The organism is Kribbella solani (assembly GCF_014205295.1).
GTDB classification, from domain to species: Bacteria; Actinomycetota; Actinomycetes; order Propionibacteriales; family Kribbellaceae; genus Kribbella; species Kribbella solani.
This window is the reverse complement of sequence record NZ_JACHNF010000001.1, coordinates 4,692,371-4,718,418: the sequence shown is the minus strand read 5'-3', so window position 1 is coordinate 4,718,418 and position 26,048 is coordinate 4,692,371. Positions and strand designations below refer to the sequence as shown.

Here is a 26,048-nt window from a genome sequence, read left to right as displayed (position 1 = left end):
CGGGTTCACTGCACGAACCGGCACGAGACTACTCTCGACCCATGTCACCGAAGCGCCGCCTCCTTCCGGCTGCCCTGCTGATCCCCCTGACCGCCCCGGTCGCCGCCCTGTTCGTTGCCGCTGGGTTTGTTGCTGCCGGCCCGGTGCCCGCGTACGCGGCCGGTCAGGCGGATGACCAGATCACGGCGTACACGGCGGACGCGACGCTGACCAAGAACGGTGCGCTGCAGGTCAAGGAGACAGTGGACCTGGCCGCCGGGGGTGCGACGTTCAGCCGGACGCTGGCCACCAAGGTGCGGTCCGACTCCGAGCGGGACCGGACGTACGGGCTCAAGGACGTGTCCGCGACGGTGAACGGTCAGCCGGCCCAGGGCTTCAAGAACGAGAGCACCGACGACGGCCGCAAGCTGACGGTGAACGTGTCCGGCAAGTCGCGGATCGTCTACAGCTACACCGTGGACAACGTGGTCGCCGACTCGATCGAGGGCCGGGAGGTGAGCTGGCCGGTCGTGCAGGGCTTCAGCTCGGCGATCCCGACCGCCAAACTGAACGTGAACGTACCGTTCGCCACCTGGGTCACCTGCTTCGCCGGCCGGATCGGGTCGAGCATGCCGTGTACGTCGTCGCAACTGGCCGAGTCGGCCGAGCTGGAGATCGAGCAGAACGGTGTACCGGCAGGTGGCCGCGTGACCTTCCTGACCGGGCTGAGCGACCGCGCCACCGTGCAGCCGAACGCCAAGTACGCGAACCACTGGTCGCTCGGCAAGGCGTTCACGGTCGACTCCAGCACCGCCGGTCTGGCCGTGATCGTGTTCGGGCTCGGCCTGTTGGGTGCGGTCGGGATGTGGTTCTTCCGTGGCCGGGACGCCGCGAAGGTCGGTCCTGGTGGACCGGAGCGACCAGTGCTGGACGGTACGGACGGACCGCAGTTCGCCGCGCCGGACGGTATCCGGCCGGGGCAGGTCGGCACTGTGGTGGACGAGAGCGCCGACGTCGTCGACATCACCGCCACGCTGCTGGACCTTGCCGTACGCAACTACCTGACCATCGTCGAACAGCCACGCGACTCGCACTTCGGCCGGCTGGACTGGGAGCTGCAGCGACTGCACCAGGGCGGTCCGGAGCTACTGCCGTACGAGAAGGCGCTGCTGGACGCGGTGTTCGCGGACGGCGACGCTGTGCTTGTCTCCGCACTCGGACCGGCGCTGCGACCGCGGCTCAACGTGGTCCGCGAAGAGCTGTACTCGGATGTCGTCACGCAGGGCTGGTTCACGAGCCGACCGGACGCCGACCGGAACCGCTGGACCACGGCGGGTCTGGTACTGCTCGGTGCGGGCGTGGTGCTGACCATCGTGCTGGCCATCGTCAGCAAGTTCGGTCTGGTTGGTTTCGCGGTCATGGCTGCCGGTGTGGTGCTCGCACTGATCGGCCAGGCGGCGCCGGCGCGTACGGCGCGTGGTGCGGCGGTGCTGGGACGAGTGGCTGGTCTGCAGCACTACCTGGCCAACGAAAGCTCGGCCGACCTGCCGGAGAGCCACCGGCTGGAGTTCGCGTCGCGCTGCCTTCCGTACGCCGCCGTGCTCGGGCTGACCGAGAAGTGGGCGCTGGAGATCGCGGCGACCGATGACGACGACGACCCCGACGCCGGCATCGGCTGGTACTCCGGACCGGAGAACTGGCACCTGTCCGACATCGGGGAGTCGCTGAGCAACTTCGTCACCACGTTCGGCGGGACGCTGACCACCGCCCGGCGCCTGTTCGGCTGAGGGCGGTGGCCGGCGTGACCCGACTCAGTTGACGCGGACGTCGGCCGCCGTGAAGGTGTTGCAGGAGTCCGGCTTCTTGCCGTTGAAGCCGGCGATCGACCACTGGTAGTTGCTGACCCGGTTGCCGTGGTCGTGCACCCGCGGCCGCGCGTAGTCGTCGCCGGAGTGCGCGATCAGGAACCGCCAGTTGGTCAGCAGCGCGCCGCTCATCGGCGTGAACGCCGCGTTGGCGCCGAGGTACACCGAGCCGAGACAGGTCGCCTGCAGTTCGCGGCGGCGGCTCTCGGTCAGCTTCTGGTTCGGCGTCATGCTCTTCTGCCGGGTCATCGACGAGCTGAGGATCCCGGTCAGCTTCTGTACGTGGTGCCCGTACTCGTGGGCGAACGTGTTGAGCATGATCGCGCGGGCATACCCCGGGTTCGACTTGTAGTACTTGGCGTCGACGGTGAAGGGGAGGTAGATCGTCTCGTTCGCCGCGCAGTACGCCGCTCGTACGCTGCGCTGGATGCCGCACGGGGACGGGGCGTTGCCGGCGTACACGACCGCCTTCGGGACGCGGAACGGGAGGTTCTGCTTCTTCAGCGCCGAGTACCAGGTGTAGTTCAGACAGCGCAGCAGGCGGGTGTAGTACGCCTGCGAGGCCGGCACCGTCACCGGGGCGAACGGCGGCTCGACGCACTTGGAGGCCGCGACCGGGCCGATCGAGTACAGCTTGCTGCCCTTCACCACCTCGTCAGCCGTCGGACCACGCGGCGCGCTGGGCGTGCTCGGAGTCTCGGACGGGGTCTGCGACGGGGTTTCGGATGCCGGGGCCGTGGGTGCCGGGTTGGCTTCCGGTTTGTCGCCGCTCAGGCCGCGTACCAGCAGGGTGACGCCGGAGCCGACTACCAGAACCGCGAGCACTACCAGGCCGATCAGCAACCCGCGGGAGACCTTCTTGGGCTTCCGCCGACGCCCACCCGGCGGCTGCGGAATAGGAATAGGCGGATACTGCCAATCAGCCGCCTGCTGCACCGGCTGCCCCATCGGCCCAATCTGCCCACCCCCACCGGGCCCACCAGGCCCAGATCCGCCTGCTGCACCTTGGCCGCCGGGTCCGCCTGCCGGGCCCTGGCCGCCTGGTCCGGCTGGCCCGCGGCCGCTCGGGTCGCCGGGTCCGGCTGGGCCGCCGTGGCCGACCTGGGGTGCCGCGTGGCGTCCGCCGCCCTGTTGTCCGCTCTGTTGTCCGCCCAGTGCCTGGCTCCAGGGCGACTGCTCCCCACCGGACTGCTGGCCCGACTGCGGTGCCTGACCGGGAGTACCCCACAGATATGAGTCCTCGGACCGCGGCCCGTTCTGCTGCCGAGCCGCAGCCTGCGACGGCCCCGCCTGCCAAGCACTAGACCCAGACTGCCCACCCTGCCGCGGCCCAGCGCCTGCTTGTGCGGGACCCGATTGTCCGGTGCGGCTCGGCTGCTGTGCCGGTTGCCACTGGGTGGGCTGCGCCGGACCGGGTTGCCAGGAGCCTTGGCCCGGCTGCCCTGGGCGGCCGGCACCAGACTGCGGACCACCCGACTGAGACTGCCCAGGCTGCGACTGACCCAGGTGGGTCTGACCCGGCTGCGACTGACCCGGCTGGGGCTGACCCGGCTGGGACTGAGGCGGCTGGGGCTGGGCCGGTTGGGGGTGGCTGGGCTGGGCAGGCGCTGACTGCCAGGAGTCCTGTGGTGGCTGGCTCGTACGACCCGGGCCGGGCTGTGGCTGGCCAGGCTGGGGCTGCGTGGGTTGCGGCCGGTTGGACCGCGGGTTGGTGGAGGCGGGCTGGGACGGCGGGGTGTTGGCCGGTGTGGGCTGAGACGGTTGCAGGTTGCCGGGAGTGGGCCGGGACGGCTGGAGGTTGCCAGGTGTGGGCTGGGACGGCTGGAAGTTGCCGGGTGTGGGCTGGGGCGGTTGGGGGTTGGCGGAGGTGGGTTGGGGGCGGTGGGTTGATTGTTGTGGTTGCTGGGTGGGGGTCTGGTCCGGGTGTTCGCGGCGGTTGGTTTCCCAGCCGCCGTCGAACCAGTTGTTGGCCGGCGGCTCACCCTGGGCCGGGTTCTGGAACTCCCGCTTCGCCTCGGTCTCACCGGTCCACCACGTCGCCGGCCGCTCCGCGCCGGCCCCACCCTGCCCGGCCTCGCCCTGCCCGGCTCTACCCTGCCCGCCCTGCCCGGCTCTACCCTGCCCAGGGTCCGGCTCACCCTGCCCGGTTCCCGCTTCCGGGGGGCGGGGTGGCTGGGGGTCAGCCGGTTCGCTTCCCGGGGGCTGGTTCCAGTTGTCCGACATCAATGCTCCTCACGACCTTGCTGGGTGTAGCTGCAGGCTGGTGAGGTGCCGAAGCTGCCTCCCCCTGACATATCTTGCGGCATACTCTGCGCGATCCGGACCGGCCAGGCCAGCTATCCCGGCCAGTCGTTGCGAAGTAGACCACCACGAGCGTCGAGCAGGCCTCACTGCACCTGTCTCGGGGACGCGGCGAACGTGTTGCACGCCACTGGGTTCCGGGCGTCCCACCCGCGCTGCGCCCAGTACTTGTGGATCGGCGGCGCGCCGTGGTCGTGCCCGAGGTCGATGGTGTTGGCGATCAGCCACTTCCACTGGACCAGTGAGTTCCCGGTGATCGGGTAGGTCCGCCGGTTCGACCCGATGAAGATGTCGGAGAAGCAGGACGCCTGCAGTTCGAGCCGCCGGCTGTCCTCCAGCCCCTTCGCGTACGTCGCCCGCTCGTACCGGATGCGGTTGTACGCCGACAGGATCCCGGTCATGTTCTGCACGTGGTGCCCGTACTCGTGGGCGAACTGGTGCAGCATCCACATCCGCGCCCACACCTTGCTGTACGACTGCTGGTACCGGTTGTAGTTGCCGACGTCCTGGGTGAGGTTCATGTAGATGGTGTCGTTGGTGCCGCAGTAGAACGGCGGGCCGGTGTCGCGCATCGATCCGCAGGGCGATTGGACGGTACCGGTGAAGGTCGCCACGTTCGGCGGGCGGAACCGGCCGCCGGCCTTCGCCACCATCGGTGCCCACGCCTTGTTCAGGCAGCCCCACAGGTTCTTGTAGTTGGCCCGGGCGCCGGCCGCGGAGCTGGGCCGCGAGTCGGACTCCTTGCAGCTCACCGCGCGCATCGCACCGACCGTGTACAGCTTGTTACGCACTACCAGGTCGCTGTCGCTCGGACCTGGCTTCGTCGTGGGCTTGCTGGTGGTCGTGGAGCGGGTGACCGTGGGTACTGGCTGCTGGGTGGTCCGCGTCGCGGTCGGCCGGGTGGTCGCCCCGCTGGTCGGCTGACCGGACGGCTCGGTGCTCGGCTCGTTGGTGGGGCTGTACGACGAGGTGGTCGTCGGTTCGGCGTACGACGGGTCGCCGTGGCCCTTCAGTACGGACGAGACGATCTTCAGGCCGACCGCACCGGCGACGAGTACGCCGAGGATGACGAACACGGCAATCAGTCCGCCCTTGCCGCCCTTCTTCGGCGGCCGAGGTGGTCCACCTGGAGGTGCGCCCCAGCCGAACTGCGGCCCCGGACCTGGCGGCGGCGGCCCTTGGTACGGCCCCCGAAACGGCTGCCCAGGCCCTTGGAACGGCGGGCCGGACTGGCCAGGGGGTGGGCCGTTGTACCCGGGGCCGGACTGCCAGGGTGGAGGCGGCTGTTGCGGCGGGTACTGGTTTCCGGGCGGAGGACCCCATTGGTTGCCTGACACATGAAGGACGCTACCGGAGCGTTGGCTCAAGATACGGGCGGGTGCTGGGCTGAACTGAGCAGCGGCTAGGGTGCCCGGTGTCAACCTGACCCTCTTTCTACGGTGTGATTGGGCGATGCGTCTACGTCTCCTCGGGCTGTCCCTGTGTGCCCTCGGCCTGCTTGGCCTGACCGCTGTACCGGCCGGCGCGGCCGTCACGAGCGCTGCCGCCGATCCGGTGGTGACCAACTACGACAGCCAGGTCCGGGTGGAACGGGACGGCCTGCTCCGGGTCGCCGAGACCTGGAAGCTCAGCAACGTGAACGGGACCTTCAACCGGTTCATCGTCACCCGCGAGCACCTGCCGAACGACGTCGACCACGTGCAGGAGGTCGGTGACCTGCAGGTGAAGGCGGGCGGCCAGGAGAAGAAGGCCGAGCTGAAGGTGGACGGCGACGTCACCTCGATCGCCGTACCGGATGTCACCAGCGGCACCACCCAGCTGGAGTTCAGCTACACCGTGAAGGGCGCGGTGTCGAAGTCGCTGAACGGCACCGAGGTGGAGTTCGTGCCGCTGACCGGGATCAACCTCCCGGTCCAGCAGGCGAACATCGTCTTCAGTGTCCCCGAGGTAACGCACGTCTCCTGCTTCGCCGGTGCGCTGGACAGCAACACCCCGTGCACGCTGGCGCAGATCGGTGAGACGTCCGGCCCGACGTTCCAGCAGACCGGTCTGCCGCCGGGCAACACGGTGAAGATGTCGGTCGGCTTCCCCGAGGGCCAGATCGCGGCGAACTCGATCGTCGAGTACCGCCACACCTTCAAGCGCGCGTTCTCCACCGATGCGGCACAGCTGATCACCGCGCTGGCGCTGCTGCTGCTCGGCGCGATCGCGCTGTTCGTGCTGTACCGGCTGCGTGGCCGGGATCAGGTCGACCCGAGTCGCGTCGTGCCGGCATCGCTGTTCAGCCTGGGTACGGATGCGCGGATCGACTTCACTCCGCCGTCGGATCTGCGACCGGGTGAGGTGGGCACGCTGATCGACGAGGTGATCGACCCGGTCGACGTGACCGCGACGATCATCGACCTGGCGGTCCGTGGTCACATCACGATCACCGAGCTGGAGCGGCAGAGCGAGTTCGCCCGGGGTGACTGGGAGCTGCGCCGGGTCAAGAACGCGCCGGCCGAGGAGCTGCACCGCTACGAGAACGTACTGATCCGGGCGCTGTTCGGTGACTCCGACTCGGTGCTTGTGTCCGAGCTGGGCCGGCAGGTCCGCGAGAACCTCGAGCAGGTCCAGGACGCGCTGTACGACGGCGTGGTCAAGCGTGGCTGGTTCACCGAGCGCCCGGACCGGACTCGGTCGCTGTGGGCAACGATCGGTATCGCGACCACCGTGGTCGGGGTGGTGGCGACTGTGCTGCTGGCACTGCTGTCGACCTGGGGTCTGCTCGGTATCGCGATCACCCTGCTCGGTGTCGGTCTGCTCGTGGTGGGCCGCTACATGCCGGCCAAGGCACCCGCGGCCGGCCGCGTACTCGGTCAGGTCGCTGCGATCCGCGGTGAGCTGCTGGAGATGGATGTCAGCGAGCTGCCGACCGACCAGCACGCCGAGCTGTGCTCCCGCGCCCTGCCGTACGCGGTAGTGCTCGGCGGCTCGGAACGCTGGATCGACGCACTGGTCGCGACTGACACCACACCGGGCGAAGCGGACGAGGGTTTCCCCTGGTACCGCGGTCCGCGCGGCTGGCACCTGCAGTACCTGCCGGACTCGCTCCGCAACCTGACGACCAGCCTGACCGGCGCGCTGTTCGCCCGGTAGTAGTAGTCGGACAAACAGAGCCCGCCACGCCGCCCCGGCGTGGCGGGCTCTGTCGTCTCTTACCAGTTGTGCTGCGGGTCGGACGGCGCTGGTAGCGGCAGCCCTTCCGGGTGGATCACATAAACCAGTCCGCCCGAGTGCGGTACCCAGGCGTTCTCGAACGCGGTCCGGTCGTACGTCGTACGCACCTGGTCGTTGCTGGGGATCAGGTGTGACGCCGGATCGTTCACGACTACGTTGCCGTCCTTGTCGAAGCCGACGATCACCATGAGATGTCCGTTGGTTCCGTAGCCCGCTCCGGGCAGGTCACCCTTCTTGAACGACAGCGAAGCGACCAGTGGGATACCAGCCTTGATGAACTGTTCCGCCTCGGTCAGAGAGCGCAGTCTGGTGATGAAGCCATCCACCCCGCGGCTCCCGGCGTACGCGGTGTTGAACGGCCAGTTGCCGGCACCGTCGTACGAGTAGTCGAACACCGAACGGGCGGAGTGGTCCACCTGTGGGTCGGCGTCGGACGGATCGACCCATGCGGTCTCGGTACGTGTCGGTCCGGCGCCGTAGTAGTCCAGCACCATCGCAGTCGAGGTGGCGGAGCACCATGCCTCGCCACCGCCGTCCCACTGCGGGTAGTGGCCGATGTGCGTCTCCTGGGAGTACGTCGGTACGTCGAGAACGATGCCCTCCGCGCCGCCAAGGGGGCTCGCGGCAACCTTCTTGTCGGACGGCAGCCGGGAGGCCATGGCACCAACAGAACGAACCACCGGAGACTGCGTCGTACCACTGAGCCGGTACAGCGTGACTTTGAGCTGCCAGCGGTCCAGCCAGCCTCCGGACGCGGCCTGGAAGGTGTCGACGGCTACGGACCCGTTGGCATCGCCCTGGCTCGGTACGGACGTGCGGTGGATGTCTCCGGCGGCAGTGTTGTCGCCACTGGACCAGCGGCCGAGTACGTACCACTTGGTGGCAACGCCCAGGTTGGTAGTACCTGCCATCGACACCTCCACCCAGGTACCAGGTGGGGTGGTGGCGTTCCAGGACGCGATCAGCTCGGTCAGCCCGAAGCCGGTGCTGACATGCGGCGAGATCCAGCTGGCCTGGTCGTACGTCTTGGCGGTGCCGTCGCCGAACGGGTCGACGTACGACCTGGTGCCGGTCGGCGTACCGATGGTGAGCGCGTCGCCGGTGACGCTGGTACCGGACTGTTCGCCGGCCAGGAAGTCACTGGCCGACGTCCAACCGCGGTACGCGACCTGCCGGTCGGGCGCGACCTTGACTGCCTGGCTCGGCAACGCGCCGGCAGTGAGCACGAACGCGCCGAGAAACAGCGCGATGACGGAACGGGCGGTGGTCATATTTTCGACGTTAGCCCGCACGGCAGTCGCTGTCACTGGGACGGCGTGGCGCGGAAAATACTTACGAGCGTTTGTTCCACTCGTCGGCGAGCATGGCGAAGACCAGTTCGTCGGTCCACTCGCCCTTCAGGTACTCGTTCCGGACGAAATGCGCCTCTTCGCGCAGGCCGAGGCGCTGCAGCAGCTTCACCGAGCCGGTGTTCCGGTAGTCCAGCCGGGCGATGATCCGGTGCATCCCGAGCTCCTCGAACCCGAGCCGGAGCAGCTCGACCGCAGCCTCGGCCGCGTACCCGTGGCCGTGTGACTCGGGGTGGAACACGTACCCGAGCTCGCCGGTGCGCTGCTCGGCGTTGTTCACGAACAGCGTGACCTCACCGACATGCTGACCGGTGTCCCGCCGGATCACAGCAGCGGTGAGCGCCTGTCCGTCCGTGTCCATCGGGACGTCGGCCAGCCGGCCGGTGAGTGCTTGTTTCACCTGCTCTGGCGTACGTACGTCGTAGAGCAGGAAACGGGTCACATCAGGGTTGGACTGCAGTTTCAGCAGGTCGTCATAGTCGTCCTCGACGTACCGGCGCAGAGTCAGTCGGTCGGTCTCGATCGGCAGCGAGTAGCTCACCGATCGAGACTATGCGACCTCTGCAACCGAATTAGCCGTTGGCCAGTGCCTGCAGCCGGGACATGTCCCCGTTGAACCTGTCCTGGTCGATCGGTGTCGAGCTGTACTGCCAGATGGTGTGGAAGCCCCAGCCACCAGGCAGCGTGCCCGGCGAGGACGCGTACTTCGCCACCCACAGCGGGTTGGTGGTGTTGAACGCGGTGCTGTTGCCGGTGCAGCGGGTCCACCAGTCCAGGTTGGTGTAGATCGGTACGTCACGACCGGTCTTGGCCTTGTAGGTGTTGGCGAAGTCCCTGATCCAGCTGACCATCGCGGATGCACTCAGCCCGTAGCAGGTCGCGCCGTACGGGTTGTACTCGATGTCGAGCGCGCCGGGCAGGGTCTTGCCGTCCCTGGACCAGCCACCACCGTGAGCCACGAAGTACGTGGCCTGGTTGGCGCCGCTGGAGTCGTTCGGGGTGGCGAAGTGGTAGGCGCCGCGGATCATCCCGACGTTGTAGGACCCGTTGTACTGCTGGGCGAAGTACGGGTTCGTGTAGTAGTTGCCTTCGGTCGCCTTCACGTACGCGAACCGCCGGCCGGCGTTCCACTGCGCGGTCCAGTCGACGTTTCCCTGGTGACTCGCGACGTCGATGCCTTCGACGGTCGCGGCGGGCGCCATCACGGCCGGGGCGGCGGCAGCGGGCGTCATGGAGTTGTTGGCCAGCCAGCCCATGTACGCGTCGCCGGCCTTCTCGATCCCGTGCTGACGGGCCTGGGCGGTGGGCTGGTGGGCGGCGGCACGGCTACCTGCGTCGGCAGGGCTTGCGGCGTTTGCTTGGGCGGAGCCGATCGAGGCCAGGATCAGGCCAAGAGTGACGGCGGCACCCGTGAAAAGGGCGGACTTCACGGTTTCCTCCAGAGCGATGAGGGGCGGACAGAGCGCTCTGATCCGATTCTTACCCGACTCTGGAAAGAATCAACCCCTCGGCCGTAGAGTTCGGTGGTTATTTACCGGCGTCGCCTCCCGTTACCCTTGACCGGTGACACTTCGCTTGTACGACACCGCGACAGCAGCAGTGCGAGATTTCGTGCCGGTCCAGCCGGGCCAGGTCGGGATCTACCACTGTGGGCTGACGGTGCAGGGTGCGCCGCACGTCGGGCACATCTACAAGGAAGTGGTCTTCGACGTCCTCCGCCGCTGGCTGGAGCGGTCCGGGTACGAGGTCACCGTGATCGCGAACGTGACCGACATCGAGGACAAGATCCTGGCCAAGTCGGCCGAGCGCGGCGTCCCGTGGTGGGCGCACGCGTACGAGTTCGAGCGCGAGCTGCACTGGGCGTACGACGTGCTCGGCTGCCGCCCGCCGACGTACGAGCCGCGCGCCACCGGGCACATCCCGGAGATGCTCGAGATGATCGAGCAGCTGATCGAGCGCGGGCACGCGTACGTGGCGCCGGACGGCTCGGGTGACGTGTACTTCGACGTCCGGTCCTGGCCGGAGTACGGCGCGCTGTCGCACCAGCGGATCGACGACATGGAAGCCGCCGAGGACGCCGACCCGCGGGGCAAACGCGACCCGCGCGACTTCGCCCTGTGGAAGGGCTACGTCGAGGGCACGCCGCGGACCGCCTCCTGGCCGACCCCGTGGGGCCGTGGCCGCCCGGGCTGGCACCTGGAGTGCTCGGCGATGGCGGGCAAGTACCTCGGCACCGAGTTCGACATCCACGGCGGCGGGCTGGACCTGCGGTTCCCGCACCACGAGAACGAGCTGGCCCAGTCGACCGCGGTCGGGCAGAAGTTCGCCCGGTTCTGGATGCACAACGCGCTCGTCACCACGGCCGGCGAGAAGATGTCGAAGTCGATGGGCAACAGCGCCGTCGTCCGCAACGTGGTCGAGCGGGTCCGCCCGCTCGAGCTGCGCTACTACCTGGTGCAGTCGCACTACCGGTCGGTGGTGGAGTTCTCGTTCGAGGCGCTGGAGGAGGCGGCGAAGAGCTTCCAGCGGATCGAAGGTTTCGTCACCCGGGCCGCCGAGGTGACCGGCGGGGTCGATCCCGCGGGCGAGCTGCCGGCCGACTTCGTCACGGCGATGGACGACGACCTGGGTACGCCGGCCGCGATCGCGGTTCTGCACAACACCGTCCGCGACGGGAACAAACTGGTCGCCGACGGTGACTCGGCGGCGCTGCGCGAGGCGCTGGCGGCGGTCCGGGGCATGCTCGTGGTGCTCGGGCTGGACCCGCTGTCGGAGCCGTGGGTTTCGCGGGCCGGTGGCAGCGACGAGCTCACCGAGGTGGTCGACGGGCTGGTCAAGGCGCTGCTGGAGCAGCGGCAGGCCGCGCGCGGCCGCAAGGACTACGCCGCCGCGGACGCCGTCCGCGACCGGTTGAAGGCGCTCGGCGTCGTCGTCGAGGACACCCCGCAGGGGCCGCGATGGTCCCTCGCAACTACAGACGAAGGAAGCTGACGTGCCAGGCAGTAGCCAGCGCAAGGGTGCCATCCGGAAGAAGCCGCGGGGCAACCCGACGGCCGGGTCCGGGGGCCGGGTCCGCCGCGGTCTCGAGGGCAAGGGCCCGACGCCGAAGGCGGTCGACCGGGTCAAGCACCCCGCGCACAAGCGGGCCAAGGCGGCCGAGCGGGCCAAGGATCGCGAGCAGCGCGGCCGTCGCCCGGCCCGCAAGGACAACGACGCCAGCGTCGAGTGGGTCTACGGGCGGAACCCGGTGGTCGAGGCGCTGCGGGCCGGCGTACCGGCGTCGGCGCTGCACGTCGCCGAGGGCACCGAGCGGGACGCCCGGCTGCGCGAGGCGCTGCTGGTCGCGGTCGAGACCGGTGTCTCGGTGCTCGAGGTGCCGCGTACGGAGCTCGACCGGGTCACCGCCGGTGGCGCGCATCAGGGCGTCGCGCTGCAGATCCCGCCGTACGAGTACGCGCATCCGGACGACCTGCTGCAGCGGGCGTACGACGCGGGCGAGGTGCCGCTGATCGTCGCGCTCGACGGTGTCACCGACCCGCGCAACCTGGGCGCCATCACCCGGTCGGCGGCTGCCTTCGGGGCGCACGGCGTGGTCGTACCCGAGCGCCGGACCGCGTCGATGTCCGCGTCGGCCTGGAAGACGTCCGCCGGCGCCGCCGCCCGTATCCCGGTCGCCCGCGCCGGGAACCTGAACCGCGCGCTCAAGTCCTACAAGGACGCCGGCCTGCTGGTGATCGGCCTGGACATGAACGGCGCCGTCGACCTGCCCGAGTTCGAGGCGGCGACCGAGCCGATCGTCCTGGTGATCGGTTCCGAAGGCAAAGGCCTGGCCCGCCTGGTCCGGGAGAACTGCGACCTGATCGTCTCGATCCCGATGACCACCGCCACCGAATCCCTCAACGCCGGCATAGCCGCCGGCGTAACCCTCTACGAAATCTCCCGCCGCCGCGCCACCGAGAGCTGACGGGAACGCCCGGCCGGGAAGCCCCGGACCGGGCGTTTCGTTTCGCAGGGCGCCGGGTCAGTAGACGCTGACGCCGTAGCGGGACAGGGCTTCGGTTACGGGCTGGAAGTAGGTCGTGCCGCCGGAGGTGCAGTTGCCGGAGCCGCCGGAGGTGAGGCCGAGGGCTACGGTGCCGGCGAAGAGCGCGCCGCCGGAGTCGCCGCCTTCGGCGCAGACGTTGGTGCGGATCAGGCCGCTGACGGTGCCTTCGGCGTAGTTCACCGTGGCGTTCAGGCCGGTGACGCTGCCGCTGTGTACGCCGGTGGTGCTACCGCTGCGCTTGACCGCCTGGCCGACGGTCGCGTTGCCGGCGGACGTGATGTCCTGCGAGGAGCCGTTGTACAGGTCGACCGTGCCGGGGTGGTTCGTGTACGACGAGCTGTACTGCACGATCGCGTAGTCGTTCCCGGGGAAGCTCGATCCGTACGTGGTACCGAGCAGCGTGGTCTTGGCGGAGTTCGAGTACCAGCTGGATGCGATGTTGCCGCAGTGACCAGCGGTCAGGAAGTAGTACGTGCTGCCACTGCGTACGTTGAAACCGAGCGAGCACCGGTACTGGCCGCCGTAGATGGCGTCACCACCGGCGATGTACTTGGTCAGCTTGCCCTTCATCTTCTCCAGCGTGACCCGCTGACCGAACTGCTTGGTCACACCGGTCAGCTTGGACAGCTTCGCACCGGTCACGGTGTCGTCGTACGACACGATGATCCGGCCGTCCGGAGCGGTCTCCCAGGCCGTACCCGGGATGGTCGCGTCCTTGCTCAGCGTGGACGTGATCGCCGCCGCGGACAGCGCGGACGGGTTGACCGGTGCGGCCGACGCCTGCGACGCCAGCAGTCCGGCGGCGGCCAGCCCGGCCGCGGCCAGGAGGGCGGTGGTACGGCGGAGTGGGGACAGGTTCATGGTTTCAGCCTCCTCACGAGTTGGACGCCCGGGGCGGGGCGTCCTTGACTTCAACCGTGAGGGGTCCTACCCACTCTCGCCCTGAGTATTCAGGTGAATCCGGAGAGTGGGGAATCCTGCGTCAGTAGATGTACACGCCGTACGCGTTGAGGGCTTCCACCACCGGCTGGAAGTAGGTCACGCCACCGCTCTTGCAGTCGCCCGAACCACCGGACGTCAGCCCGAACGCCCACTGCCGGTAGAACAGCGGCCCGCCGGAGTCGCCCTGCTCGGCGCACACGTTGGTACGGATCAGGCCGGCCACGCGCCCGTCGCCGTAGTTCACGACCGCGTTCAGCCCGGTGACCCGCCCGCTGTGCAGGCCGCTGGTCGCACCGGAGCGGTACACCAGCTGTCCGACACCCGGTGTCATCGCCTTGGTGATGTCCTGCGAGCGCCCGTTGTACAGGTACACGCTGCCGCCCGGCGTCTTCATCTTGATGTCGGTGCGGTACACGACCAGCGCGTAGTCGTTCCACGGGTAGCTGGCGTGGTGCACCGCGCCGGCGTACACCCGGTGGTTCGGGTCCTGGTACCAGCGTGCCGCGTCAACGCCGCAGTGACCGGCGGTGAGGAAGTAGTACTTCCCGCGCCGCTGCACGTTGAAGCCCACGGTGCACTTGTACTCACCGCCGTACGTGGCCATCCCGCCGCTGATGTACTTCTGCAGCTTGCCCGGCAGCTTCTCCAGCGTGACGTTCGAACCGAGCTGCTTGGTCAGACCGGTCAGCTTCGTCAGCTTCGTGCCGGTGACGGTCGGATCGTACGAAACGACCACGGTGCCGTCCGGTTTGGTCATCCAGGCCGTACCGGCGGTGTGGATCTGGTCGTTCAGCGTCGCCGTGATCGCCCGGGCGGACAGCTTGGGCGGCTTCACCGGGTCCGCGCTGGCCGGTACGGCAGCGGCCAGGGTGAGACCGGCGGCCACCACCAGCGCCGCGGCGCGTCGAAGAGATCTCATAGGTCATCAGCCTTCCGGGGCGTACGGCTCTGATGCACGGTGTGGCAGCAAGAGGACGGTCACCCACCCTAAGGGGACAGGTGGTTCAGTCGAGGCGCAGGGAGTGCAGGACGAAGGACGCCAGCTCGCGGTACGCCTCGGCGTCGTTCAGCCCGGTACGACGGGCGATGTCGCCGCGCTGGATCGCCTGCATCGTGTGCGCGATCATCTCGGCCGCGAACGCGATGTCGACCTGCCGGAAGGTCTTGCTGTTGATCCCGTCCTCGATCAGCTGCCGGACCCGTTCGGCGGCGATCCGGGTGTTCCGCTCGTACACCGACCGGGCCGGGGCGAACGTGGCCACGTCGTCGAGGAAGGTCCGGCTGGCCGGCCGGAGCGCGTCCGCGACCGCGTTCAGGTACGCGGCGATCCGCCGGTCGTGCCGGGTCTGCCGGGCGACCGCCGACTCCACCTGGGCGGTGGCATTCTTGAAGTAGTGCTTCACCACCTCGACGGCGAGCTGCTCCTTGCTCCGCGCGAGCGCGTACAGGGTGGTCTTGCTGCAGCGCAGCTCGGCGGCCAGGTCATCCAGGGTGAACCGGCTGAACCCCTGCTCGAGGAACAGCGACAGGAGCCGGTCGAGGAGCTCGGACTGTCGGCGGGTACGCCGCCCCGGAACGACTGTTGTCATATCGAGACAGCATAGAACGATACTAAATTAGGTGCGCCAGTATCGTTCTGAGTATCATTTTGGTAGTTGTCGAAAGGGGGCCCCTGATGACGGTCGACCGACTCCTGCCCACTGACGAATCCGTTGATCTGCTCGCGCTGGTGCGTGACCTGTGTGAGCACGAACTCGCCCCGTACGCGGCGAAGGCCGAAGAGAGCGAGACCTTCCCGCGGGACGCGTTCCGTACGCTCGGCAAGGCCGGTCTGCTCGGCCTGCCCTACCCGGAGCAGTACGGCGGCGCGGAGCAGCCGTACGAGGTGTACCTGCAGATGCTCGAGGAGATCGCGTCCGCCTGGATGTCGGTCGGGGTCGGCGTCTCGGTGCACACGATGACGAGCTACGGGCTGGCGACGTTCGGTAGCGACGAACAGAAGGCGCGGCTGCTGCCGGACATGGTCGGCGGCGAGCTCCTCGGCGCGTACGCGCTGTCCGAACCGCAGGCGGGTTCCGACATCAGCTCGATGACCACGCGGGCGGTCCGGGACGGTGATTCGTACGTGCTGAACGGGACCAAGGCGTGGATCAGCCACGGGCCGTACGCGGACTTCTTCACCACCTTCGCGCGTACGTCGGATGATCCGAAGCACGGGATCTCCGCGTTCCACGTGCCCGCTGGTACGGCCGGGCTGAGCTTCGGCGCGCCGGAGCGGAAGATGGGGCTGACCGGGTCGACCACGACGCTGGTGAACTACGACGACGTACGGATTCCGGCGGCGAACCGGATCGGGGCCGAGGGCGACGGGATGCGGATCGCGTTGTCCGCGCTCGACTCCGGGCGGCTCGGGATCGCCGCGTGCGCGATCGGTCTCGGTCAGGCGGCGCTCGACCTCGCGACCGCGTACGCGCGGGAGCGGCAGCAGTTCGGGCAGTCGATCGCCGAGTTCCAAGGGGTGCAGTTCCTGCTCGCGGACATGGCCGCGGCGGTCGAGTCCGGGCGCGCTACGTACCTGCACGCCGCGCGCCGGCGGGACCTCGGCCGGACGTTCACCCGGGAGGCGGCGATCGCGAAGCTGGTCTGTACGGACGCCGCGATGAAGGTCACCACCGACGCGGTCCAGGTGCTCGGTGGGTACGGTTACACCCGGGAGTTCCCGGCCGAGCGGTACATGCGCGAGGCCAAGGTGACCCAGATCTTCGAAGGTACGAACCAGATCCAGCGGTTGGTCATCAGCCGCGACCTGTTGCGGGGCGTGTGAGTCGCGCGATCTGGTGTGAAGCGTGTGGGCCGCGTGATCTGTCGTGCAGTGTGTGAGTCGACTGTTGAGGAGTCTGTGATGGAGTTCAGCCCGTCCGATGTCGCTCTGGTCACCGGTGGTGGATCGGGGCTCGGGGAGGCGACGGTCCGGCGGCTGGCCGCGGACGGGCTCGGCGTGGTGATCGTCGATCTGCCGTCGTCCGCGGGCAAGGCGCTCGCGGACGAGCTGGGAGATCGGGTGGTGTTCGCGCCCGCCGATGTCACCGACGAGGCCGCGGTGACGGCGGCGCTGGACGCGGCGGCGGCGCTCGGGACGTTGCGGGTGCTGGTGACCTGCGCCGGGGTCGCGACCCCCGGCCGGGTCGTCGGCCGGAAAGGTCCGTTGCCGCTGGCAACTTTCCGGCAGGTGATCGAGGTGAACCTGATCGGCACCTTCAACGTACTCCGGCTGGCCGCCGAGCGGATGCTCGCCGCTGACCCGTCCGCTGACGGTGACCGCGGCGTCGTGGTGATGACGGCGTCGATCGCGGCGTACGACGGCCAGGTCGGGCAGGCAGCGTACGCGTCGAGCAAGGGCGGGATCGTCGCCCTCACCCTCACCGCCGCCCGCGACCTTGCGGACAAGGGCATCAGGGTCGTCACCATTGCCCCCGGCACCATGGAAACCCCGATGCTGGCCGGCCTCCCCGAGGAAACCCGCACGGTCCTGGAACAGCAGATCCCACACCCGTCCCGCCTCGGCAAACCGTCGGAGTACGCCGCCCTGGTCCGCCACATCCTCGACAACCAACTCCTCAACGGCGAGGTAATCCGCCTCGACGGAGCCCTCCGCATGCCCCCACGCTGAGTGCGGGCCAGTGCCGGTTTCTGGGTGGTTTGGGAGGAACTTGTTGAGGCGGTAGCTAGCTGGGCAGTGAACGTGGCGGGATGGTCGCGGGTTGGGTCAAGATGGCGCGCACCCTGGGGGAACGCACTGTCCTGTTCGGCTGTCCGGAGACTGTGAGGCTCACTTGACGACTACCCGTTCTCGGCTGCTGCTTTCGGCCGCGGTCATCCTGGCTACTTCCGCCGTCGTCGCGCAGTCCAGCGCGACCGGTGTTTCCGCCGCGGTTCCGGTCTCCGGTACCAGCCCGCTGCAGGCCGGCTGTGGCGCCGGCCCGGCCGACGGCTACACGCTCTACCCGAACACCGAGGTCCAGCCGCACCTCGCCGTCGACCCGAAACACCCGTCGCATCTGGTCACCGCGTACCAGCAGGACCGCTGGAACCGGTACGGCAGCAACGGCGCGGTCACCTCCGTCTCGAACGACGGGGGCGCGAGCTGGCACCGGTCCGCGGCACTGCCCCCGTTCTCTGCCTGCACAGGCGGGGCGTACGACGTCACCACCGACCACTGGCTCACGATCACACCATCGGGCGCGGCGATCGCGGCCTCGTTCTCACTGTCCCGCGACGGCGAGATCACCGCGATGCAGGTCGCCCGCTCCGGCGACGGCGGCGAGCATTGGGCCGACGCGGTGACCCTGCAACGCGACACCACCTCGAAGCTGTTCAACGACCGCCCGGCCGTCACCGCGGACCCGTACCACCCCGGCGTCGTGTACACGGTGTGGGACCGCGTCGAGGACACCTCCACCGACAGCGCGGAGCATTCGGTGCAGCCGGTCTACCTGTCCAAGTCGACCGACGACGGCCGTACCTGGTCCAAAGCGAAGAAGATCTACGACGTACCGGACAACACCGGCACCATCGGCACGGTGCTGACCCCGCTCGCGGACGGCACCTTGCTGATCGGCATGCACTACCTCACCGCGACAGCAGGCGCCACGCAGGTGATCCGCTCCACCGACGGCGGCGCGACCTGGTCGAAGCCGACGCTGAACGCACCGGCCCCACTCGCAGTCACCACCCGCATCCCGGACCCGGACGGCGGCAGCGACCCGATCCGCAATGCCAGCTTGCCTTTGCTAGCTGCTCAACCCGGGACCAAGGTCGTACACGCCACCTGGCAGAGCCAAGCCGCCGACGGTACGTTCCACGTGGCGTACGCCCGCTCAGCCGACAGCGGCAAGACCTGGTCCGCTCCGGCGCGTGTGGACAAGACCCCGAAGGGCTCGGCGGCCGTACCGGCAATCGCCGTTTCGTCCGACGGGACAGCCGCGATCACGTACTACGACTTCCGCAACAACACCGCCGACTCGAGCCTGCCGACGGACTTCTGGGCCATCACCTGCAAGTCGGCCTGCACCACGGCCGGCTCTTGGACCGAGAAGCACCTCGAAGGACCGTTCGACGCACGCAAGGTACCGGCAACCAGCTCCGGCCGAATGCTCGGCGACTACACCGGCCTGGTCTCCACCGGTAAGTCCTTCGTAGCCGTCTACAGCGTCGCCACCGGCAACACCAACAACCCGGTAGACCTGCACAGCACCACCTTCTGATCGGCAGCTCGACAGGAGGTATCGCCGGCTCCGCAGGCCCCGCACACCTACTCCCGCGTGCGTGGGTCCCGAACCGGGCGACACCTCCTGTCGAGTTGCTTATGTCATCCCGGCTTCACCACTCGGCGAATGATCCGTCGTCGTGCCGGAGTACCGGTGATCGCCAGCGATGCGGTTCGGCGGCTGCCGCGCGGACGACCTCCTCGTTGACCTCGATCCCCAGCCCGGGGCCGGTCGGCCGCCGTACGTGCCCGTCGGCGAAGGCGAAGACCGTTGGGTCGACCAAGTAGTCGAGCAGCTCGTTGCCGCCGCCGTACTCGATGCCGAGGCTCTGCTCCTGGATCAGGAAGTTCGGGATGGCGAAGTCGATCTGCAGGCTCGCCGCCAAGGTGATCGGGCCGAGCGGGCAGTGCGGCGCGACGTTCACGTCGTACGCCTCCGCCATCGCGGCGATCCGGCGCAGCTCGGAGATGCCGCCGGCGTGGGAGATGTCCGGCTGGGCGACCGCGATCCCGGTCGGTAGTACGTCCCGGAAGTCCCAGCGGGAGAACAGCCGCTCGCCGACCGCGATCGGGATGCTGGTGGATTCGGTGATCCGGCGCAGGTCCCGCGAGTACTCCGGGGTGACCGGCTCCTCGACGAACATCGGCAGCAGCGGCTCCAGCAAGGGCAGGATCTGCCGGGTCGCCGCCGTACTGAACCGGCCGTGGAAGTCGAGGGCGATGTCGATGTCGTCACCCAGCGCCGAGCGCAGCGCCTCGACCCGGCTGACCGCGGCGCGCAGCTGCGCGGCCGACGGGATCGGCGGCAGCGCCTCGGACAGGTTCAGCTTCATCGCGGTGAAGCCCTTGGCGACCTTGGCCTGCGCCTGGTCGACCAGCTCGGCGTTGTCCGCGCCGTGCACCCAGGTGTACACGCGTACCCGATCTCGCACCGGGCCGCCGAGCAACTCGTGGACGGGCACGTCGTGGAACCGGCCTTTGATGTCCCACAGCGCCTGGTCGATGCCCGCCAGCGCGCTCGACAGCACCGCGCCGCCGCGGTAGAAGCCGCCCTTGGCCAGCACCTGCCAGTGCTCTTCGGTCCGCAGCGGATCGGCGCCGACCAGGTTCTCCATCATTGCCGCGACCGCGCCCTGGACCGCCTCCGCCCGGCCCTCGACGATCGGCTCGCCCCAGCCGCTGATGCCCGCATCGGTGTCGATCCGCAGGAACTGCCAGCGCGGCGCCACCAGGAAGGTTTCGTATCCGACGATTTTCACGTCTCGACCCTAAGGGTCGGCGCGGCGCGCGGGTCAGTCCAGCTCGGGGGCACCTGGTGTCGGCAGCGCCAGCTTCTCGTCGGGTTTCGCGGCCAGTACGTCCTGCACGTACGAGCGGGCCGCCTGCATCGTGTCGACCTCGTGCCCGGCCTCCTCGGACAGGAACCAGCGGTGCTCGAGGACCTCGTGGAAGATCTCGGCCGGCTCGAGCTTGCGGTTCAGGTCGCGCGGGACCGAGCGGACCACCGGCTCGAAGACGTCGGTCAGCCACTGGTGCGCGACGATCTCCTCGTCCTCGTTCTGCTGGTCGGTGGCGGCGGCGAACGAGTCCAGGTCGTTCAGCAGCCGGCGCGCCTGGTTCTCCTCGACGTCCAGACCGGTGAGGCGGAGCAGGCGGCGGGAGTGGTGGCCGGCGTCCACGACCTTCGGCTGGATGCGGACCTGGCTGCCGTCCCAGTCGGTGATGATGTCGATCTCGGCGACGTCGAAGCCGAGCTCGTTCAGCCGCCGGATCCGGGAGTCCAGCCGGTGCATCTCGTCTCCCGCGAACTCCTCCGGCGCGGTCAGCTCGGCCCAGAGCGCCTCGTACCGCTTCTGGATCGACTCGACCGTCTCCTGCGGGTCGATCGACTCGTCGAGCAGCCCGCCCTCCTGCAGGTCGAGCAGTTCGCCGAACAGGTTGATCTCGGCCGTGTACAGGTCGTGCGCGCGTTGTCCGTCGGAGATGTCCTGGTGCAGCTCACCGGTCTCGGCATCCACCAGGTACGCGGCGAACGCGCCGGCGTCACGGCGGAACAGCGTGTTCGACAGCGAGCAGTCGCCCCAGAAGAAGCCGAGCAGGTGCAGCCGGACGATCAGCGCGACCAGCGCGTCGATCAGCCGGTTCACCGTGTCCGGCCGGAGCGTGCTGGAGAACAGCGCGCGGTACGGCAGCGAGAACTGCAGGTGCCGGGTGATCAGGATCGAGTCGATCGGCTCGCCGTTGCGGTCCACCCGGTCGGTGATCACGCCGACCGGTTCGACCGCCGGGGCCTCCAGCCGTTCGAGGTCGCGGAGCAGCCGGTACTCGTGCATGGCGAGATGCTCGAGTACCTCCTTGATCGCGTACACGCTGCCGTTGACCCGGACGAACCGGACCACGTGCCGCGAGATACCGCGCGGCAGCGCGACCAGCTGGTCCTCGGGCCAGTCCTCCAGCGGGACGTCCCAGGGCAGCGACAGCAGTCCGGTGTCGGGGCGGGTGGCGACGAATCGGGGCACGGGTACCAGTCTGTCAGCATCCTGACCTCTCAGGCAGCGCATCCGCACCGCGAAACGTCAGGCGCCGGGTGCCGCAACCTCTTGCAAGAACTTGCGTGATCAGACATAGAATTTGCGGCATGACACGACGGCTCGCAGAGGTGGCCAAGAAGGTCGGCGTCAGCGAAGCCACCGTGAGCCGCGTCCTGAACGGGAAACCGGGCGTGTCCGAGGTGACCCGGGAGTCGGTGCTGACCGCGCTCGACGTGCTCGGGTACGAGCGCCCGACCCAGCTTCGCGGCGACCGGGCCAGGCTGGTCGGCCTGGTACTGCCCGAGCTGCGGAACCCGATCTTCCCCGCGTTCGCCGAGGTGGTCGCGGGAGCGCTCGCGCAACAGGGCTTCACGTCCCTGCTGTGTACGCGGACGCTCGGCGGCGTGTCCGAAGCGGACTACGTCGACCTGCTACTTCAGCAGCAGGTGTCCGGCGTCGTGTTCGCCGGCGGGTACTACGCGCAGGCGGACGCGCCGCATCAGCATTACGAGCTGATCCAGGAGCGCAAACTGCCGGCCGTACTGGTCAACGCGGCCGTCGACCACCTCGGGTTTCCGCAGGTCTCGTCGGATGATCAGGTGGCCACCGAGATCGCGATCGGTCACCTGCGGGCCCTTGGCCACCAGCGGATCGGGATGGTGCTCGGCCCCCGCGACCACATCCCGTCGCGACGCAAACTGGCCGCCTTCCTGGCCACCGCCGACGCCGACCCGGAGCTGGTCGAGCATGCGATGTTCTCCCTGGAAGGCGGCCACGCGGCCGCGACCAAACTGGTGCATCGCGGCGTCACCGGCATCGTCTGCGCCAGCGACACCCTCGCCCTCGGCGCGATCCGAGCGTCCCGCCGTACCGGCCTCTCCGTACCCGAGGACGTCTCGGTGATCGGGCACGACGACTCCGCGATGATGAACTGCACCGACCCACCCCTGACCACCGTCCGCCAGCCGATCAACGCCATGGGCCAAGCCGCCGTAGCCCTCCTCACCGCCCTGATCGAACGAGCCACCGTCCCACCCGACGAACTACTCTTCGAACCCGAACTGATCGTCCGAGCCTCCACCACCCGCCCCCGCGGCTAGCGCTCGCAAATAATCTGCCGTCGATAGTCAGATTCTTGCAATCTCCGTCTAAGACAGCGGTTTGAAGCGGCGGAGGCGGAGGCTGTTGGTTACTACGAAGACTGAGCTGAAGGCCATGGCGGCGCCGGCGAGCATGGGGTTGAGGAGGCCGGCGGCGGCGAGGGGGAGGGCGGCTACGTTGTAGGCGAAGGCCCAGAACAGGTTGCCCTTGATGGTGCGGAGGGTGCTGCGGGAGAGGCGGATGGCGTCGGCGGCGGCGCGGAGGTCGCCTCGGACCAGGGTGAGGTCGCTGGCTTCGATCGCCACGTCGGTGCCGGTGCCCATGCTCAGGCCCAGGTCGGCCTGGGCCAGGGCGGCCGCGTCGTTGACGCCGTCGCCGACCATCGCGACCACGCGGCCCTCGTCCTGCAGTTTCTTCACCGCGTCGACCTTGCCGGCCGGCAGGACCTCCGCGATCACCTCGTCGATACCGACCTCGGCAGCCACCTTCGTCGCGACCGCTTCGTTGTCCCCGGTCAGCAGCACCGGCCGCAGCCCCAGCGACTTCAGTTGAGCGATCGCCTCCACGGACGTGGGTTTCACCGTGTCCGCGACGACGAGCACCGCCCGCGCCTGACCGTCCCAGCCGACCGCGACCGCGGTACTGCCTTCGGCTTCGGCGTGCTCCTTGGCATGTGCGAGCTCCTCCGGCAGGTACTGGCTCCACTCCTCCAGCAACCGGGTTCGTCCGACGAGTACGGCGTGCCCGTCGACGATTCCTTGGACGCCAAGGCCTTCGACGTTCCCGAAGTCCTCGACTTCCGGCAGTTTCCCGGCTTCCAGCGCGGCGCGGGCGACGGCCTGCGCGATCGGGTGCTCGCTCGAATTCTCCAGCGCACCCGCCAACCGCAGTACCTCGGCCCGGTCCTGGCCCGGAGCCAGCAGTACGTCGACCAGATCCATCCGGCCCGTGGTCACAGTGCCGGTCTTGTCCAGTACGACCGTGTCGACCCGCCGCGTGGACTCCAGTACCTCAGGCCCCTTGATCAGGATGCCCAGTTGAGCGCCCCGCCCGGTACCGACCATCAGCGCGGTCGGTGTCGCCAGTCCCAACGCACACGGGCAGGCGATGATCAGTACGGCGACCGCGGCCGTGAACGCGACCGTCAGCGGTGAACCGTTGCCCAGCCAGAAACCGAGCGTGATCAGCGAAAGCCCGATCACGATCGGTACGAAGATGCCCGACACCCGGTCGGCCAGCCGCTGTACGGCGGCCTTCCCGTTCTGCGCGTCCTCCACGAGCCGTGCCATCTGCGCAAGCTGGGTGTCCGAGCCGACGCGGGTCGCCCGTACGACCAACCGGCCGCCCGCATTGACGGTCGCACCAACGACCGCGTCCTCCGGACCGACCTCGACCGGTACGGATTCGCCGGTGAGCATGGACGCATCGACCGCACTGTTGCCCGTGACAACGATCCCGTCGGTGGCGATCTTCTCGCCCGGCCGGACCACGAACTCGTCACCGACGACCAGCTGGTCGGCCGGAATCCGGGTCTCGGTGCCGTCCCGCAGAACCGCGACATCCTTCGCGCCCAGCTCCAGCAGGGCCCGCAGCGCGGCCCCCGACCGGCGCTTCGCCCGGGCCTCGAAGTACCGTCCGGCCAGGATGAACGTGGTCACGCCGGCCGCGACCTCAAGGTAGATCTCCTCGGCGCCGCCGCCCCGGGACGGGATCAGCGTGAACGGCATCTTCATCCCCGGCGCGCCGGCCGAGCCGAAGAACAGCGCGTACAGCGACCACAGGAACGCGCTCACCACGCCCAGCGAGATCAGCGTGTCCATCGTCGCGGCGCCGTGCCGCAGGTTCGTCCAGGCGGCCTTGTGGAACGGCCACGCCGCCCACGTCACCACCGGGAACGCCAGCGTCAGCGACGCCCACTGCCACGAGTCGAACTGCAGCGCCGGAATCATCCCGAACGCGATCACCGGAACCGCGAGCACGATGCTCGCCGTCAGCCGGTCCCGCAGGGGCTTCAGCTCGTCCGGCTCGGTCGCGGACGGTTCGACGGCCGGCGACGGCAGCGCCGCCGTGTACCCGGTCTGCTCGACCGTCGCGACCAGTTCATCGGTCGAAACGCCCTCCGGGAAAGTCACTTTCGCCTTCTCGGTGGAGTAGTTGACGGTCGCCGTCACCCCGTCCATCCGGTTCAGCTTCTTCTCCACCCGCGCCGCGCAGGAGGCGCACGTCATCCCCCCGATGATGAGCTCAACCGACTGGCTCATGTTCGTGTGCCTCCTCCGCGTGACTTGGTGGTGTGCCCGGTGGAACGATCGCCGTACCGGTCGCGTCGACCTTCACGGTGAACTCGGCGGTGTGTACGGCGCCCGCGTGCTGGAAGTCCAGGAACAGGCTGTACGTTCCGGCGGTCGGGAAAGTTGTCCCGAACTTGATCGCCGGCCCGCCCTTCGTACCCGGCTCCGCATGCTCGGCCGGGTGGTTGTGCAGGTACGCGAGATCGCCGCTCCGCAACGAAACCAGGTGCCCGAAAGCGCCGAGGTACGGCTGCAGATCCGTGACCGGCTTACCGTTCTTGCTGATCTTGAAAGTCAGTTCGGATTCCTTGCCGGCGATCGGCGTACCCGCCAGCGTCACGTCGTACCCGTGCACGTTGGTCACCGGAGCCGGGTCGTTCAGCGGGACCGGGATGTACAGTCCGGACACGTTCACGTCCGTACCCAAGGTGATCGTGCTGTCGAACCCGGCCGGCTGGAAGTCGGCGTACATCCGCCAGGTACCGCCCGCGGTGAACGTGAACGGGATGCTCCACGTACCGTCCGCGGCCCGCTCCGGGTGCACGTGCCGGAACCCGGACATGTCCCGCCGCACCACGATCAGGTGCAGGTCCTTCTCGTGCGTCTTCGTGTACTTCGTGACGGGCTTGCCGTCCGGTCCCTGGATCGTGAAGCGCAACTCGTTCTTCGTACCAGGACTGAAGAACGTCGCCGCCGGTGCGAACGTGTAGCCGGCGTCGGACACCGCCAGCCCAGGCAGCTGTCCGCTGCCGGCGCCGTGTCCGCCGTGTGAGTTCTGCTCCATTCCACCCATCTCCTCTCCGTGCCCCGCGGCCGCGGAGGTCTCGTCGGCCGCCGCGATCGGATCGACCGCGGAGCCGACGCCGTACGCCGCCCCGAAGGCAAGCGCGAGCGCACCGGCGAACGCGCCGATCCGGAGCGCGACGGCCCGGCTCACGACGCCGCCAGTTCGTAACCCGCCTCGTCGACGGCCGCCCGAACGGCGCCCTCGTCGAGCGGGGATTCACTCGTCACGTGCACCGCGGAGGTGCCACCCGCGACGAGGTCGATCTTCACGTCCTGCACACCGACAAGCTTGCTCAGCTCCTCGGTGACGGAGGCAGTGCAGTGCCCACAGGTCATACCGGCAACGGAGTAGGTAGTGGTAGCCATATCAATG

21 protein-coding genes are annotated in these 26,048 nt (G+C 68.7%); 8 read left to right on the top strand and 13 right to left on the bottom strand.

Annotation, left to right across the window (positions count from 1 at the left end; all coding sequences use genetic code 11):
• Window positions 1-41 precede the first annotated feature (41 nt).
• On the top strand, window positions 42-1,766 hold the full coding sequence (locus HDA44_RS21470; protein WP_184837137.1) for a DUF2207 domain-containing protein: 1,725 nt from the start codon (window positions 42-44) through the stop codon (window positions 1,764-1,766).
• A 24-nt stretch (window positions 1,767-1,790) separates the two neighbouring features.
• Here the strand turns inward: HDA44_RS21470 and HDA44_RS21465 are convergent, their stop codons facing one another.
• Window positions 1,791-2,792, bottom strand: coding sequence for a neutral zinc metallopeptidase (locus tag HDA44_RS21465; protein WP_184837135.1), 1,002 nt, complete (start codon window positions 2,790-2,792; stop codon window positions 1,791-1,793).
• 1,439 nt (window positions 2,793-4,231) lie between these two features.
• Entirely contained in the window at window positions 4,232-5,221 is a 990-nt protein-coding gene (locus HDA44_RS21460; RefSeq protein ID WP_184837133.1) for a neutral zinc metallopeptidase, read from the bottom strand.
• A gap of 376 nt (window positions 5,222-5,597) precedes the next feature.
• On the opposite strand from HDA44_RS21460, the gene HDA44_RS21455 reads away from it, so the two are divergent.
• The gene (locus HDA44_RS21455) at window positions 5,598-7,283 is read left to right on the top strand and encodes a DUF2207 family protein (RefSeq protein WP_184837131.1); all 1,686 of its coding nucleotides are present in this window, start codon (window positions 5,598-5,600) and stop codon (window positions 7,281-7,283) included.
• Between the two features lie 59 nt (window positions 7,284-7,342).
• Here the strand turns inward: HDA44_RS21455 and HDA44_RS21450 are convergent, their stop codons facing one another.
• From HDA44_RS21450 to HDA44_RS21440, 3 genes are all read right to left on the bottom strand, one after another.
• Entirely contained in the window at window positions 7,343-8,635 is a 1,293-nt protein-coding gene (locus HDA44_RS21450; protein ID WP_184837129.1) for a peptidase C39 family protein, read from the bottom strand.
• Between the two features lie 61 nt (window positions 8,636-8,696).
• Entirely contained in the window at window positions 8,697-9,254 is a 558-nt protein-coding gene (locus tag HDA44_RS21445; protein WP_184837127.1) for a GNAT family N-acetyltransferase, read from the bottom strand.
• A gap of 31 nt (window positions 9,255-9,285) precedes the next feature.
• Window positions 9,286-10,143: a lysozyme gene (locus tag HDA44_RS21440; RefSeq protein ID WP_337906223.1), complete on the bottom strand. Its 858-nt coding sequence runs from the start codon at window positions 10,141-10,143 to the stop codon at window positions 9,286-9,288.
• Window positions 10,144-10,276: 133 nt separating this feature from the next.
• On the opposite strand from HDA44_RS21440, the gene cysS reads away from it, so the two are divergent.
• Both cysS and rlmB read left to right on the top strand, forming a co-directional pair.
• Window positions 10,277-11,704, top strand: a complete 1,428-nt coding sequence (gene cysS / locus HDA44_RS21435) for a cysteine--tRNA ligase (RefSeq protein ID WP_184837125.1) — start codon at window positions 10,277-10,279, stop codon at window positions 11,702-11,704.
• Window position 11,705: 1 nt separating this feature from the next.
• On the top strand, window positions 11,706-12,677 hold the full coding sequence (gene rlmB / locus HDA44_RS21430; RefSeq protein WP_184837123.1) for a 23S rRNA (guanosine(2251)-2'-O)-methyltransferase RlmB: 972 nt from the start codon (window positions 11,706-11,708) through the stop codon (window positions 12,675-12,677).
• Window positions 12,678-12,734: 57 nt separating this feature from the next.
• Here rlmB and HDA44_RS21425 read toward each other — a convergent pair whose 3' ends face one another.
• From HDA44_RS21425 to HDA44_RS21415, 3 genes are all read right to left on the bottom strand, one after another.
• Window positions 12,735-13,619, bottom strand: a complete 885-nt coding sequence (locus tag HDA44_RS21425; protein ID WP_184837121.1) for a S1 family peptidase — start codon at window positions 13,617-13,619, stop codon at window positions 12,735-12,737.
• A 121-nt stretch (window positions 13,620-13,740) separates the two neighbouring features.
• Complete coding sequence (locus HDA44_RS21420) at window positions 13,741-14,619, bottom strand: S1 family peptidase (protein ID WP_184837119.1); 879 nt, start codon at window positions 14,617-14,619, stop codon at window positions 13,741-13,743.
• Between the two features lie 85 nt (window positions 14,620-14,704).
• Window positions 14,705-15,289: a TetR/AcrR family transcriptional regulator gene (locus HDA44_RS21415; protein WP_184837117.1), complete on the bottom strand. Its 585-nt coding sequence runs from the start codon at window positions 15,287-15,289 to the stop codon at window positions 14,705-14,707.
• 86 nt (window positions 15,290-15,375) lie between these two features.
• Here HDA44_RS21415 and HDA44_RS21410 point away from each other — a divergent pair, with 86 nt between their 5' ends.
• From HDA44_RS21410 to HDA44_RS21400, 3 genes are all read left to right on the top strand, one after another.
• Window positions 15,376-16,524: an acyl-CoA dehydrogenase family protein gene (locus HDA44_RS21410; protein WP_184837115.1), complete on the top strand. Its 1,149-nt coding sequence runs from the start codon at window positions 15,376-15,378 to the stop codon at window positions 16,522-16,524.
• A gap of 78 nt (window positions 16,525-16,602) precedes the next feature.
• Window positions 16,603-17,370 carry an SDR family NAD(P)-dependent oxidoreductase gene (locus HDA44_RS21405; protein ID WP_184837113.1) on the top strand — a complete coding sequence of 256 codons (768 nt, stop codon included), beginning with the start codon at window positions 16,603-16,605 and terminating at the stop codon, window positions 17,368-17,370.
• 163 nt (window positions 17,371-17,533) lie between these two features.
• Window positions 17,534-18,964: a sialidase family protein gene (locus HDA44_RS21400; RefSeq protein ID WP_184837111.1), complete on the top strand. Its 1,431-nt coding sequence runs from the start codon at window positions 17,534-17,536 to the stop codon at window positions 18,962-18,964.
• A 115-nt stretch (window positions 18,965-19,079) separates the two neighbouring features.
• Here HDA44_RS21400 and dgoD read toward each other — a convergent pair whose 3' ends face one another.
• Both dgoD and HDA44_RS21390 read right to left on the bottom strand, forming a co-directional pair.
• On the bottom strand, window positions 19,080-20,225 hold the full coding sequence (dgoD, locus tag HDA44_RS21395; RefSeq protein ID WP_184837109.1) for a galactonate dehydratase: 1,146 nt from the start codon (window positions 20,223-20,225) through the stop codon (window positions 19,080-19,082).
• A gap of 33 nt (window positions 20,226-20,258) precedes the next feature.
• On the bottom strand, window positions 20,259-21,527 hold the full coding sequence (locus HDA44_RS21390) for a DUF4032 domain-containing protein (RefSeq protein ID WP_202887478.1): 1,269 nt from the start codon (window positions 21,525-21,527) through the stop codon (window positions 20,259-20,261).
• 77 nt (window positions 21,528-21,604) lie between these two features.
• Here HDA44_RS21390 and HDA44_RS21385 point away from each other — a divergent pair, with 77 nt between their 5' ends.
• Window positions 21,605-22,597, top strand: a complete 993-nt coding sequence (locus tag HDA44_RS21385; RefSeq protein ID WP_184837105.1) for a LacI family DNA-binding transcriptional regulator — start codon at window positions 21,605-21,607, stop codon at window positions 22,595-22,597.
• A 48-nt stretch (window positions 22,598-22,645) separates the two neighbouring features.
• On the opposite strand, the gene HDA44_RS21380 is transcribed toward HDA44_RS21385, so the two are convergent.
• Genes HDA44_RS21380 through HDA44_RS21370 form a run of 3 tightly spaced genes read right to left on the bottom strand, consistent with a single transcriptional unit; the run spans window position 22,646 to window position 26,041 of the window.
• The gene (locus HDA44_RS21380) at window positions 22,646-24,859 is read right to left on the bottom strand and encodes a heavy metal translocating P-type ATPase (RefSeq protein ID WP_184837102.1); all 2,214 of its coding nucleotides are present in this window, start codon (window positions 24,857-24,859) and stop codon (window positions 22,646-22,648) included.
• Window positions 24,843-25,826 (bottom strand): hypothetical protein, encoded by a 984-nt coding sequence (locus HDA44_RS21375; protein ID WP_184837100.1) that lies wholly within the window; start codon window positions 25,824-25,826, stop codon window positions 24,843-24,845. Before HDA44_RS21375 ends, HDA44_RS21380 begins: the two co-directional genes overlap by 17 nt.
• Complete coding sequence (locus HDA44_RS21370) at window positions 25,823-26,041, bottom strand: heavy-metal-associated domain-containing protein (protein WP_184837098.1); 219 nt, start codon at window positions 26,039-26,041, stop codon at window positions 25,823-25,825. The genes HDA44_RS21375 and HDA44_RS21370 overlap by 4 nt, the downstream gene beginning before the upstream one ends.
• Window positions 26,042-26,048 lie beyond the last annotated feature (7 nt).